15 protein-coding genes are annotated in these 13,335 nt (G+C 45.9%); 14 read left to right on the forward strand and 1 reads right to left on the reverse strand.

The features are described from left to right. Positions 1–85 precede the first annotated feature (85 nt). The 12 genes from ABSY64_RS05540 to ABSY64_RS05595 all read left to right on the forward strand — a co-directional run bounded on the left by ABSY64_RS05540 (position 86) and on the right by ABSY64_RS05595 (position 10,066). Entirely contained in the window at positions 86–226 is a 141-nt protein-coding gene (locus ABSY64_RS05540) for a teichoic acid D-Ala incorporation-associated protein DltX (RefSeq protein ID WP_349642091.1), read from the forward strand. A gap of 17 nt (positions 227–243) precedes the next feature. After that, positions 244–1,773, forward strand: a complete 1,530-nt coding sequence (gene dltA, locus ABSY64_RS05545; protein WP_349642217.1) for a D-alanine--poly(phosphoribitol) ligase subunit DltA — start codon at positions 244–246, stop codon at positions 1,771–1,773. Beyond that, positions 1,766–2,983, forward strand: a complete 1,218-nt coding sequence (gene dltB, locus ABSY64_RS05550; protein WP_349642092.1) for a D-alanyl-lipoteichoic acid biosynthesis protein DltB — start codon at positions 1,766–1,768, stop codon at positions 2,981–2,983. Before dltA ends, dltB begins: the two co-directional genes overlap by 8 nt. A gap of 17 nt (positions 2,984–3,000) precedes the next feature. Beyond that, the gene (gene dltC, locus ABSY64_RS05555) at positions 3,001–3,237 is read left to right on the forward strand and encodes a D-alanine--poly(phosphoribitol) ligase subunit DltC (protein WP_349642093.1); all 237 of its coding nucleotides are present in this window, start codon (positions 3,001–3,003) and stop codon (positions 3,235–3,237) included. 4 nt (positions 3,238–3,241) lie between these two features. After that, positions 3,242–4,579, forward strand: coding sequence for a D-alanyl-lipoteichoic acid biosynthesis protein DltD (gene dltD, locus ABSY64_RS05560; RefSeq protein WP_349642094.1), 1,338 nt, complete (start codon positions 3,242–3,244; stop codon positions 4,577–4,579). 66 nt (positions 4,580–4,645) lie between these two features. Further along, positions 4,646–5,056: a holo-ACP synthase gene (gene acpS / locus ABSY64_RS05565; RefSeq protein ID WP_349642095.1), complete on the forward strand. Its 411-nt coding sequence runs from the start codon at positions 4,646–4,648 to the stop codon at positions 5,054–5,056. Further along, on the forward strand, positions 5,053–6,180 hold the full coding sequence (alr, locus tag ABSY64_RS05570; protein ID WP_349642096.1) for an alanine racemase: 1,128 nt from the start codon (positions 5,053–5,055) through the stop codon (positions 6,178–6,180). The genes acpS and alr overlap by 4 nt, the downstream gene beginning before the upstream one ends. Before the next feature lie 43 nt (positions 6,181–6,223). Beyond that, positions 6,224–6,598, forward strand: coding sequence for a type II toxin-antitoxin system PemK/MazF family toxin (locus ABSY64_RS05575; RefSeq protein ID WP_349642097.1), 375 nt, complete (start codon positions 6,224–6,226; stop codon positions 6,596–6,598). Further along, positions 6,595–7,098 carry a GNAT family N-acetyltransferase gene (locus ABSY64_RS05580; RefSeq protein ID WP_349642098.1) on the forward strand — a complete coding sequence of 168 codons (504 nt, stop codon included), beginning with the start codon at positions 6,595–6,597 and terminating at the stop codon, positions 7,096–7,098. The genes ABSY64_RS05575 and ABSY64_RS05580 overlap by 4 nt, the downstream gene beginning before the upstream one ends. A gap of 59 nt (positions 7,099–7,157) precedes the next feature. Further along, the gene (locus tag ABSY64_RS05585) at positions 7,158–7,874 is read left to right on the forward strand and encodes a response regulator transcription factor (RefSeq protein WP_349642099.1); all 717 of its coding nucleotides are present in this window, start codon (positions 7,158–7,160) and stop codon (positions 7,872–7,874) included. Beyond that, positions 7,840–9,156, forward strand: coding sequence for a sensor histidine kinase (locus tag ABSY64_RS05590; RefSeq protein WP_349642100.1), 1,317 nt, complete (start codon positions 7,840–7,842; stop codon positions 9,154–9,156). Before ABSY64_RS05585 ends, ABSY64_RS05590 begins: the two co-directional genes overlap by 35 nt. Positions 9,157–9,178: 22 nt before the next feature. Beyond that, positions 9,179–10,066, forward strand: coding sequence for a S1C family serine protease (locus ABSY64_RS05595; protein ID WP_349642101.1), 888 nt, complete (start codon positions 9,179–9,181; stop codon positions 10,064–10,066). Between the two features lie 87 nt (positions 10,067–10,153). Here the strand turns inward: ABSY64_RS05595 and ABSY64_RS05600 are convergent, their stop codons facing one another. After that, positions 10,154–10,486, reverse strand: a complete 333-nt coding sequence (locus ABSY64_RS05600; protein ID WP_349642102.1) for a thioredoxin family protein — start codon at positions 10,484–10,486, stop codon at positions 10,154–10,156. Between the two features lie 83 nt (positions 10,487–10,569). On the opposite strand from ABSY64_RS05600, the gene ABSY64_RS05605 reads away from it, so the two are divergent. Together ABSY64_RS05605 and ABSY64_RS05610 are read left to right on the forward strand one after the other, a co-directional pair. Next, a complete protein-coding gene (locus ABSY64_RS05605; RefSeq protein ID WP_349642103.1) occupies positions 10,570–11,337 on the forward strand; it encodes a methylenetetrahydrofolate reductase in 768 nt (255 codons plus the stop codon). Between the two features lie 66 nt (positions 11,338–11,403). Continuing rightward, positions 11,404–13,248, forward strand: a complete 1,845-nt coding sequence (locus ABSY64_RS05610) for an APC family permease (RefSeq protein WP_349642104.1) — start codon at positions 11,404–11,406, stop codon at positions 13,246–13,248. Positions 13,249–13,335 lie beyond the last annotated feature (87 nt).

Consider the following 13,335-nt stretch of genomic DNA (forward strand, 5'->3'; position numbering starts at 1 on the left):
CAATATGAAGAACATACGTCACTCAGACTGGCGTTGTATGGTGCAAATTATACACTATCTCATTTAAAAACGGGGGATTTCACTCATGATCAAACAGTTTTTCCAGCGTCCCTGGGTAAGCTTTGTGATGAGAACAATAATCTACTTCTTCATTATTTTGGCCTTAATTTATCTATATAGTTACTCCGGTGTATCTGGTGGTAACTTCATCTATAAGGAATTCTAAGGGGTTAATGACTCATGATTAAGATTAACAACGTTATTGAACAAATCGAAGCTTACGCTGCTAGCCAGCCTGACACGATTTCGTACGATTATTTAGGGGACACGAAGACTTACGCTGACATCAAGCGTGATTCTGACACCTTGGCTGCTCATATCGATGGCATGAACTTGCCCGACAAGGCGCCTGTCATGGTTTTTGGTGGTCACGAATACGAAATGATCGTATCCTTCCTCGCCTTGATTAAGTCTGGCCATGCCTACGTGCCAGTCGACGTGGATTCATCTGAAGACCGCGTGAAGAACATCTTGGAAATCGGTCAACCAGCTGCGGTTATTGCCGTGGACACACCTTCTGTCAAGATCGACAGTGTTCCTGTCATCAGTAAAGATGAATTGGCTGCTATTTTGGCTAAGCCAGCTGATTACACGATTAGCCACTCAGTGACTGGCGACGAGAACTTCTACATTCTCTTCACTTCCGGTACGACCGGTAAGCCTAAGGGTGTTCAGATTTCACACGACAACGTTCGTGGTTTCTTGAACTGGATGCACAGTGATGATTTCAACCTTTCAACGGGTGAAAACTTCTTGTCACAGGCCCCTTACTCATTTGATATTTCAATGATGGCCTGGGGTAACGCCTTGACTTCTGGTGGAACTATTAAGGCCTTGCCTAACGAAGTTGCCGAAGACTTCAAGAAGCTCTTCGCTACTTTGCCAACTATGGACCTTGAAATCTGGTCATCAACGCCATCATTTGCTGATGTGGCCTTGTTGGACCCAGAATTCAAGCAGGAAAACTATCCTAAGTTGAAGACCTTCATGTTCTGTGGTGAAGTTTTGACCTCAACCACGGTTAAGAAGCTTTTCGACCGCTTCCCTGACACTAAGATTTACAACACATATGGACCAACTGAAGCAACGGTTGCCGTTTCCTCAATGGAAATTACGCCTGAAGTTGTTGAAAAGAACGTGAAGTTGCCAATCGGTTACGTCCGTCCTGATACTGAAATGGTTATCCAAGAAGACGGTAAGGATTTGCCTAACGGTGAATCCGGTGAAATCATCATCGCTGGTGAACCTGTTTCAAAGGGTTACTTGAACAATCCTGAAAAGACGAAGGCAGCCTTCACGACTTACAAGGGGATGCCTGCTTATCACACCGGTGACTTGGGTGTGAAGGATGACGACGGCCTCTTGCACTACAAGGGTCGTATGGACTTCCAGATTAAGTTGCACGGTTTCCGTATCGAATTGGAAGAAGTTGCTCAGCAGCTTCACCAGAGTCAGTGGGTTGAACAAGCCGCTGCCGTTCCTCGTTACGATGCCGATGGTAAGGTTAAGCAAATCATCGCCATTATCGTTCCTAAGAAGAACGATTTCGAAAAGCCAATGGACTTGACCAACGCGATTAAGGCTGACTTGACCAACGTGATGATGCCTTACATGATTCCTGGTCGCTTTAAGTACCGCGAATCAATGCCTTTGACACCAAACGGAAAGATCAACTTGAAGGGCTTGATTGCTGAGGAGAACGGTAATGCTTAATCTACAACCCTATGCGGATCCGACCTATTTCGTCTATCTGCTCATAGCGCTTGTACCGCTAGCAATTGGTCTCTACTTCGGAAAGCGATTTAACTGGTACGAAGTGCTGGTTTCTGTGCTTTTCTTGTTCTTGATGTTGGATGGTAAAGATTACAAGCAAGGTTTTGCCCTTATCGGCTATGCAATCTGGCAAGTTTTGGTTGTTGCTGGTTATACGGCATACCGTAAGAGAGCTAATGCTAGTTGGGTTTTCTACCTCACTTCTTTGCTTTCGCTACTACCTTTGATTCTGCATCATATTATTGGATTCCTGGTTCATGGACAACCTGGACTTTCACTTGTTAGTTTCATCGGATTGTCCTACGTGACTTTCCGTTCGGTCAGCTTGATTATCGAGACGCGTGATGGCTCCATCAAGGACTTTAACTTGATGCACTTCCTGCGTTTCATGCTCTTCATGCCAACCATTTCGTCAGGACCAATTGATCGCTATAAGCGCTTTACTGCGGATATCACGTCAGTGCCCGACCGGGAAAAGTACATTGGCATGCTTGAAAAGGCAGTGAAGTACTTCTTCCTTGGATTCTTGTACCAATTTATTTTGGACCATTATTTTTCAATGGCGAATACTTATGTACAAAATCAGGCTTTGAATCATGCCCACAATGGCTTTTCTTGGTGGTTGTTCGCCGTTGCTTATATGTACGGCCTACACCTCTTCTTCAACTTCGCTGGTTACTCACTCTTCGCTGTTGCGACAAGTTATGTAATGGGAATTGAAGCGCCAATGAACTTCAAGCAGCCATTCCGGGCCCACAACTTGAAGGACTTCTGGAACCGTTGGCACATTACTTTGTCATTCTGGTTCCGTGACTACATCTTCATGCGCTTTGTCTTCATGATGATGAAGAAGAAAGTCATTAAGAACCGCATTACCATTTCAAACATTGCCTATGTCCTAAACATGTTTATCATGGGACTATGGCACGGTTTGACTTGGTACTATATCGTTTATGGACTTTTCCACGGTGTGGGCTTGATGGTCAACGACATGTGGCTTCGCTTTAAGAAGAAGCACCGTGACAAGATTCCACACAACAAGTTTACTGAATGGTTCGCGGTCTTCTTGACCTTCAACGTCGTTATGTTTAGTTTCTTGATTTTCTGTGGATTCTTGAATAAGTTCTGGTTTAACGGTAGTATGCAGTAACAGAAGGAGATTTAATTATGGATGTTAAAAAAGAAGTTTTGGATATTTTGAACGATATTATTGGTGAAGATGTTTCCGGCCAAATGGACGAAGACCTTTTCGATAGCGGTTTGTTGGATTCAATGGCAACTGTTGAATTGCTTTTGGACCTTGAAAACAAGTTCGGTATCCAAGCGCCTGTTTCAGAATTCAACCGTGATGACTGGAACACGCCAAACAAAATCGTGGCTAAAGTACAATCATTGATGGGATAAAACCATGTCGAACAGAAAGAAATTATGGTGGATATTTGGGCCGGTAATTATTGCCTTTGCCCTCGTTGGTGCGGTCTTCCTGTCACCATTTCCACTTACACATTTCAGTCAAACAGAATTGCGGAATGCGTCAGTGACTGCTACATCGAACATTATTAAGGGTGAAGCAGTTAAGACGGCAGCATTTTCGGACAAATCAACCCGCTATGTTCCTTTCTTCGGATCATCTGAATTACAGCGGTTTGATACGGCGAGTCCGGCTGTCTTGGCAAGCAAGTATAATCGTAACTACCGTCCTTTCTTTTTGGGACGGCCTGATACCAATTCGCTTGTTCATTTTTTGAGTATGCAGGAAATGCGTCCGGCTCTGCATAAGAAGCAGGCGGTCTATATCATTTCACCGCAATGGTTTATTCGAAATTTGGATCAGGATAAGCAGGTGAACCTGGCCTTTGAACAATACTATTCTCCGCTTCAAGCTGTGGAATGGTTGTTGAACATTGATAAGGTTACACCAACAGATCGTTACATTGCCGGTAATGTACTTCAACGTTCTCCAATCAAAAATAATTTGTACTATTCAAAATTGATTACTAAGATTAAGAACGGGCAAGAATTATCCGGTGCCGATATTTCCTCATTAAAGCTACAACAGCGGATTCTTTCTCGAGAAGATCAGTTCTTCACGAATTTCTCAGCCTTACAATCGTTGACTAACAACGCAAGTAACAGTGGTCACAGTTGGAACAGCAGTGTGGTACCAAATGAGAAGTTGTTGCCTGACGAATACAACCTTAAGGAAATTGAAAAGGTTGTTGACGAACAAGCAGCTTTGAACACGACTTCGAACCGTTTCTTGATTAAGAACAGTTTCTATAGAAGTAACGGACTTCAAAGAAAGTTGCCAAAGCCTGGCTTCCAAGTGGGTCCAAAGTACGATTATCGTCAATCTGCAGAATATGCGAATATGCAGGCTGTCTTGCAGCAGTTTAAGGATGAAGACACGGATGTACTCTTCATCATTACTCCGGTTAACAAGCGCTGGATTGACTATACTGGTTTGAGTCAAAAGAAGTATGACGAAGCGGCTGCCAAGATCAAGTATCAATTGCAGTCACAAGGCTTTAACAACATCGCTGACTTCTCTCGAGACGGTGGTAAAAAGTACTTCACTCAGGACACGATTCACATTGGTTGGCGCGGTTGGTTGACTGCTGATCAAAGCATTAACCCATTCCTTTCAAATGGCTATAAGCAGCCATCATACAAGATGAATAATCGTTTCTTGTCAGAAGATTGGCAGAACTATCTTCCAACAAGCACGAACATTGATTTTTCATAAGTTTTAAACAAAAGAGGACCATCACATTTTTGTGATAGTTTTCTTTTTTTTTGCTAAAATGAAGCTATGATAATCGGAATTGGCAATGATATGGAATCAATCAGCCGGGTCAAAAAAGTCCTCGAGCGACAGCCCGGTTTTTTGGACATGATTCTGACTCCAGCCGAAATTGCAGCAGCTAAAAAGCGCTCCGGCAAGCACTACTATGAGTTTGTGGCGGGGCGTTTTTCCGCGAAGGAAGCTTTTTCCAAGGCAACTGGGTACGGGATTGGTAAAGAGGTGCACTGGCATGACGTCAGCATTCTCAACGCCAGTAACGGGCGGCCAATTATTCGGGTGCGCAACTTTGCCTACCGGACGCACGTCGCCATCACGCACAGTGGTGACTACGTGAACACGATGGTTACGATTGAAAAATTAAGTAAATGGGACAAATTCCGACTCCGCTTCATGCGTGGCCGGGGGGTTATACTATGACAGCAACAGATTTATTAACTTTGCGACCAACTTGGATGGAAGTTGATTTGGAAGCCATTCAAACAAATGCGCTCAAAGTAATGAAGCACGCTGGTGCTAAGAATTTGATTGCCGTGGTAAAGGCCAATGCCTATGGCCACGATGTTAAAGCCGTTTCGCAGGCTCTTTGGCAAATTGGGGTGCGGCGTTTTGCCGTGGCAACAATTTTCGAAGGAATTACCTTACGTGAATATCTTCCCCAAGACGATGCCCGCATTATTATGTTAGGCGTCCAGCCTGCTGAGCATGCCGACTTGATGGTTAACTATCGTTTGGAACCAGCAGTTGGAACGACGGAATGGCTTGACCAGGCTGCCCAAGTTATCGGAGCTGGCCGGCCACCATTGCGCATTCAACTTGCTGTGGATACGGGCATGGGTCGCATGGGCGCCAATTCCGAGGAAGCGGTTAGCCAAATGTATCAACGAATCTTGGCTGACGAACATTTTGAACTGGGTGGGGTCTTCACTCATTTTGCTACGGCGGACGATCATAATCAGGCTTACTATGATGGGCAGCGAGAACGTTTCACGACCTGGGTTGAAAAAGCTGGCATTCCGCGCCGCTATTGGCACATGGCGAATTCTGGTTCGGCACTTTGGCACCCGGAACAGATTGATACCGAGACGATTCGGGTTGGCTCCGTTTTATATGGTTTTAATCCCGGTGCGCCAGAATTAAAGAGCCCGGTTGAACTACAGCCAGCGGCTGGCTTGTACAGCCGGTTGGGCTCGGTCCATGAATTGAAAGCCGGCGAGTCCGTTTCTTATGGAGCGACCTACACCGCTAAGGAAGATCAGTGGGTTGGAACGCTGCCAATTGGTTATGCTGACGGATACATTCGTCGTTTGGGCGGCATGAAAGTTTTAATTAATGGCCGGGTGGAACATGTAATTGGTCGGATTACCATGGACCAAATTATTGTTTCCCTGTCGCAGCCTGAAGAGGTTGGAACCAAGGTGACTTTGCTGGGCCGTGACGGTGACCAGGAAATTAAAATCGAGGATTTGGCAGAACATGCCGGCACAATTCCACACGAATTGTTGACGGAATTTTCTAGCCGTCTTCCTCGTATCATTAAATAACAAATAAAAAGTGCCTTAAGGCACGTACATAATAGGATTGAACATGAAGGAAAATTCAAAAGAAGTTCGACGCGGAGATGTTTTCTACGCCGACTTGAAGCAGGGAATTGGTTCTGAACAGAGCGGAATCCGTCCGGTTTTAATTGTGCAAAATGATGTTGGTAACCATAACTCCCCGACGACCATTGTAGTAGCGATTACGTCAAAAATTTCAAAGCCAAAGTTGCCTACGCACGTCTTGCTACCAGCGCACAAGGGCGGCATGAAGAAAGATTCCATTATTCTGGGTGAACAGATTCGCACAATTGATAAACGCCGCTTGCGTGACCGCATTGCCCACTTATCGGTTAATGATCCGGAAATTAAAGCCGTTGATCATGCCTTGAAAATCAGTATTGCTTTGGGGGTTTGCAAATGACAATAGTGATTCGACCAGCGGTACAAGCGGATTTAGCTCGCATGACGGCCATTTATAACCAAGCGATTGAACAGGGTTACATCACCGCCGATTTGGACTTGCAAACACCCGAAGAAAAGCAGGATTGGTTTGACTTCCATCACGACAACAAGCGTTTTCCACTTTTCGGTGTTTATCAAGATGATAAGCTGCTGGGCTACGGCTACTTGGGACCTTTCAACGACCGTAAGGGTTACGAAATGACGGCGGAAGTTACTTACTATCTAGATTTTGAAGCACGCGGGCATGGCTTGGGCACTAAGATTTTAAAGTACTTGATGGACTATGCCAAAAGTGTTGATATTAAGGTCTTGGTCGCTTTGGTTTATGCTGGCAATGATGCCAGTATTGGCTTACTGAAGAAATTTGGTTTTGAAACTTGGGGCGAACTACCTGAAATTGGACAGGCAAAGGACGGCCGCTTAATGTCCTTGGATTACCTTGGCAAGCACTTGCTTTAAAGTAGTCTTAATCTAGGCCGCCTATACTGACCTCAGGTAAACGAAAGAGAGAATGTAGTATGGCAAAAGCAATTAAAATTTTACTTGTAGAAGACGACGTCAACTTGGCGAATAACATCGAAGGGTTCTTGCAGGACTTTTCCGATGTGACTTTGGTTTCGGATGGTTTAGACGGCGAATTCGAAGCCCAAGAAGCGCCTTATGATTTGATTATTTCGGATTTGATGTTGCCTGGTGAAACGGGACTCGAATTGATTAAGAACATTCGTGAGGCCCACAATGAAACACCGGTCTTGATTTTAACGGCGAAGACTTCGCTCGATGATAAAATCGAAGGTTTCAACGTTGGAGCCGATGACTACTTGACCAAGCCCTTTCACCGTGAAGAGTTGTTGGTCCGCGTAAAGGCTTTGTTGCGCCGTTCCGGCGTTTATTCGGAAGATAACACGATTACGGTCGGGGATGTCATGATTAACTTGGAAAACCGTGGCGTGCAAGTTCACGGGAAGCCGGTTAAGTTGGTCGGTAAGGAATTCGATATTTTGACCTACCTGGCCCAAAACAAGAACATCATCGTGACCCGTGATCAGATTTTTGACCGAGTTTGGGGTATCGATTCCGATACCACCATCAACGTGGTCAACATTTACTTGAACAACTTGCGCCGTAAGTTGGAAGCCGTTGGGCAAAACGGTTTGATCAAGACGCTGCGTAACATTGGATTTATTTTAGAGGTACCCGATGCCAAGGATAATCAATCGCAAACAACAGATTAAGGGTTTCTTTGCCCTAGCCTTCGGCTTTATGGTCATCTTCTCCTTCTTGGCGGGTCTGATTTACTGGAATTACGTTAATTCGATTTATTCGAATACTGATAAGGCCTTAACGTCACTAGGTGTTGAACTTGAACAGTTGGGAAAGGTTGAAAACAATGTCCCAGTTGATAGTGAGTTCAAAAAACATCCTATTCCGAATGCAACCGATGGTTATCGTCTTAACTTTATTTATTTTGATGATAATAATAAACAAATTATTGTTCCCAATGGGGATGTGGCTCCAGATGGCCAAATTGGCAGGCCTCGAATTAAAGTAGATTTTAATACATCATTTTTGGGTAATGGGCCCTTTAACGTTAAGACCGGGCACGGATTTATTCGTGTCTTAGCAATAAAATACAAAAAATCAATTAACGTTATTGACTATAATGGTAAGTTACACCACGCTAAAAAGGCATATGCGTTTATCGACGCCACCGACACCGTTATCAATCTTCGTCACTTCCAAGAATTGATTGCCTGGTCATTTGGCTTTGCCTTCCTGATTTCATTGCTCTTCGCCTACTTCATCAGTCGCATGAACATGCGGCCAATTTTGAAGGCCTGGCAGCAGCAACAGGATTTCGTCAACAATGCTGCTCACGAATTGCGGACGCCGATGTCAGTTATTCAAGGTAAGCTGGAAACGATGTTGACCAAGCCTAGTTCAACGGTGCGTGATGAATCGGAAGCGATTATTTTGTCCCTTTCCGAAGTTCGCCGTTTGAGTTCCTTGACCGATAACATGTTGACGCTGGCTAAGACCGGTTCCAACATGACTAAAATCGTGAAGGAAGAAACCGATATTGCGGCCTACCTACAAAAGATTATTGCGCCATACGAGGAAATGGCCGAATTTGACGAAAAGTCAGTTGACCTTGATGTCGAAGTTAATCGTCCCGTGCCCGTTGACCGCAAGCGAATTCACCAATTGATGGTCTTGCTCTTGGACAACGCGCTCAAGTATTCTGATGCGGGCGCATCTGTAAAGGTGACGGCACGAACGGAAAAGAACCGCCTGGTTTTGACGGTTGCTGACACAGGTCGCGGAATCTCTAATGCAGCTAAGAAGCACGTCTTTGACCGCTTCTACCGTGAAGACAAGACTGGAAACCGTGAAACGGGTGGAACCGGACTCGGCCTGTCGATTGCCGAGTGGATTGTTTTGGCCCATGGCGGAAAGATTACTGTCGCAGACAACCAGCCACGTGGTACAATTTTTAAAGTGGTTTTGCCAATTTAAAAGTTAAACAAGGATTATTTCAATGAAAGCAAAAATGCTCACTTGGATAAAATCAAATAAGTGGCTCGTGATGGGCTTGGTTGCCGCCTTAATGGGGGCTTTCATCGTTTTCACCGGTATTCAGCCCAATTCCTGGTACCAGCAGCGCTTGAGCCGTTCTTCTCGCACCAACGCTGCGGGAACGACCACGATTGCCAAAACGGCCTACACCAGCAATGAAAAGGGCGTTCAGGCTTATAAGAAGGTTTTGCCGTCTGTGGTAACGGTGCAAAACTTGCAGAAAACCGCTTCCTTATCACAAGGAGCGGATGCTGTTTTGAACCAAAATAAGCAAAATCAGAACGGCGATTCCCTGCAAACGGCAGCGGAAGGTTCCGGTGTTGTTTACAAGGTTCAAAATGGGTACGCCTACATCGTAACCAATAATCACGTGGTTGAAGGTTCAGCCGCCATTCAATTGGTGACTTACCAAGGAAAGAAGATTCAGGCCGAAGTAACTGCTACGGACGCCATCCACGATTTGGCCATTGTGAAGGCAAAGACGAACGAGTTGAAATCCGTCGCTTCCTTTGGATCGGTCAAGAACATCAAGTCCGGTCAAAAGGTCTGGGCATTGGGCTCACCACTCGGGTCAGAATATGCTTCTTCAATGTCTTCTGGAATTATCTCGGCCCCTCGCCGTGAGCTTTCCGCCGAAGACACCGGTTCATCGGCTTTGACAGCCATCCAAACCGATGCGGCCATCAACCCGGGTAACTCAGGTGGGGCTTTGATTAACTCCTCTGGGGATGTCATCGGGATTAATTCATCGAAGATCTCGGCCGCAAGTAACGGCACCAACATCGAAGGAATCGGCTTTGCCATTCCAATCGATATCGTCCAGGACTTTATTTCACAAAATAATCAGTAAAAAAGGAGCGCGGGCTCCTTTTGTTTTGCTTGGGAGAATAGTAAAGGATAGTAAAAAAGCAAGAAGCTTAGCTTCTTGCTTTTTCGATTAATCTAACGTACTGTGATACCAGTCTAGAATTTCTTGTGGGGTTAGGCGTTCGCCATGGCCGATTTGTGCGACCTTTTCGCCGTCCTTAAAGAGGACGAAGGAAGGAATGCCGCGGAGGCCGTACTTCTTGGCAACTTCAAGGTTGTCATCGCGGTCGGCGTCAAACCAGTTGGCTGTCTTGCTGACTTCATCCTTAATTCCTTGGACGAAAGGCTTGATAACCTTGCAATCACCACACCAGTCGGCTGACAGGAACATCAAGTTCCGGCCGGGCTTATCGATATTTTCTTGGACAACTGCGTCCGAATTCTTTTCAGGTTGATAGAGCATAATTCTGCCTCCTTGACCCATATTTTAGCAGAGTTTAGTAAATCGGTCTAGTTGTAATCGCATTGAAACGAGAGGGTAACCGCATGAAGATTTCTGAATATTACCAGTCTAACGAGACACCGGTACTTTCATTAGAGTTGAACTTAAAAAATGGTCTAGATGACCAAACCATTGCGCAGCTCCAACACTGTCAACAAGTTACCTACTTCTCGCTAGTTAATCACAGCGACACCATGGAAGCTTGGTCGGAGAAAATTCGCCAAGCAGGCCAAATCCAAGCAATCCTGCAAAAGCCCGTCCTGCTGCATTTTCCAGCAGCCGGATTGACCGAAGATAACTTGTCCCAGTTAAAACAAGAACTGCAAGTCGCCCACATTGAAAACCTACTCGTTCTTCGAGGCGACGGCTGGCGGCCATCTCACAACTACAAAACACCGGACCTTCTGGCGGCTCTAGCACAGGACTTTGACTTAGCTGCCACCATTAATCCCGGTGCGCCCACCGAAGAAATTATCATCGATGCCCAGCGCAAACAAAGTGCGGGTGCATCCTACTTGATTAGCCAAGCCTTTTTTGACAATGCTGAATTTGACCGGACGCAACATGTATTAAAAGCAGCGGATTTGAATTTGCCACTTGTCGCTGGTCTCTTTTACTTTCCCAGCACAGATGACTTTCAAGCTTTGATGGCCCGTTTCAAGATGACTGAGGAAAAGTACGATTATCCGGCGCACTTTTTCACACAGGTTGAAACGCTTAAAAGTGCTGGCATTCATCTTTTTGCTCCGCATCCTGACCAGAAAATTTGGAATTGGTTACAGTCTGATTACAAGGGTCACAAAAGCCTCTAATTGCTTTTGTTATCGTAATAAAAGGGGTAGAATAGTCTGGAATAACAAGTTTTGAGGAGAATATCGATGTTTCGTATGCTAAAACGTCTGATCATCGGAAAGCCGTTGAAGACGCTTGATGAGGGGGGCCAGTCCCTGACGAAGTCGAAGGCTTTGGCCTTGCTGTCATCTGATGCCCTATCATCAGTTGCTTATGGTACTGAATCAATCACGGCCGTGCTGGTTACGGCCGGTGCTGCCGCTCTTTGGTTGCAGATCCCGATTGCCGCCATCATCTTGATTTTGCTGGCCGCAATTGCCTTGTCTTACCGACAAATCATTCACGCCTACCCATCTGGGGGAGGGGCTTATGCCGTTGCTTCTAAAAACTGGGGGCCTAACGCTGGTCTGGTAGCCGGTGGTTCGCTGCTGGTCGACTACATGCTGACCGTGGCCGTTTCGGCCTCATCTGCAGCGGATGCCATCACGGCGGCCGTGCCCGCTTTGTTGCACTATACGGTGCCCATTTCCGTCATCATCATTATCTTGCTGACGACGATGAACTTGCGTGGTTTGAGTGAAAGTGCCAACTTCTTGATGGTGCCGGTTTACTTCTTTATCGTGGTCATGGCCATCACGGTTGCTTGGGGTGTTTTCCAAGCTGCTACTGGTCAGCTACCATACCACGCTGCTGCTAAGTTAGGAACTGATTTCTCCGGCTTGACGGTAATCTTCTTCTTGCGGGCCTTCTCATCCGGTTCATCATCATTGACCGGTGTCGAAGCCATTTCCAACGCGGTGCCAAACTTTAAGGAACCAAAGGAAAAGAATGCCGCTGCCACGCTATCGATCATGGCGATCATCCTGGGTATTTTCTTCTTTGGAATTACCTACTTGTCATACTGGATGGGTGTGACGCCAAACAGTCATTCAACGGTCTTGTCACAAATCGCGGCAAACACCTACGGTGGTCATAACCTTGGCTTTTATATCGTGCAGTTGGCAACCGCTTTGATTTTGGCCGTTGCCGCTAACACTGGTTTCTCAGCCTTCCCTGTCTTAGCCTTGAACTTGGCCAAGGATAAGTATTTGCCACACCTTTACATGGATCGTGGTGATCGTTTGGGCTATTCTAACGGAATTCTTTCCCTTTCCGTGGGAGCCATCATCTTGACCATGATTTTCCATGGTAATACGGATGACTTGATTCCTTTGTATGCTACCGGTGTCTTCGTGCCATTTACTTTGTCACAGTCCGGTATGATTGTGCACTGGAACCGTAACCGCCCTAAGGGCTGGATTTTCAAGGCGATGATTAACTTCGTCGGAGCCTTCATGTCTGGTGGCTTGGTCCTTGTGCTCTTCTTGACGCGTTTCAACCACGTTTGGCCTTATGTCATCATTATGCCCTTGGTTTTGGCGATGTTCTTCAAGATTCACAAGCACTACGTCAGCATCGGAAAGCAGCTGCGCTTGCAGTACGTCGATAATCCCGACGTTTTGCGCCACAAGTACGACGGTGCGACTGTCATCGTGCTGGTTTCAAACATGACCCGCGTGACTTCTGAAGCCATCGACTATGCCCAGTCAATTGGGGATAAGGTCGTGGCCATGCACGTTTCCTTTGATATTAATCCGCAAAAGGAAGCCAAGACGGAAGCGCAGTTCAAGGAAGACTTCCCGGATGTCCGTTACGTCGACGTCCACACGTCTTACCGTTCGATTATTCGTCCGGTCACTCGTTTCGTGGCCAAGGTTGCTAAGCAGTCCAAGACGATTAACAACTCCGTGACCGTCATCGTGCCACAGTTCGTGCCAAAGAAGCCATGGCAAAATATTTTGCATAACCAAACTTCCTTCCGCTTGCGTACGGCCTTGTCGGCGATGGATGATATTTCCATTTCGACTTATTACTATCATTTGTCTGAGTAAATTAGATTTGAAAAGCGAAGCCCACGGGCTTCGCTTTTTTGACTCTCAAATTCATTGGCGTATCATTTTTGATATATAAAACGTTGC

Source organism: Eupransor demetentiae, assembly GCF_963930865.1.
Lineage (GTDB): Bacteria > Bacillota > Bacilli > Lactobacillales > Lactobacillaceae > Eupransor > Eupransor demetentiae.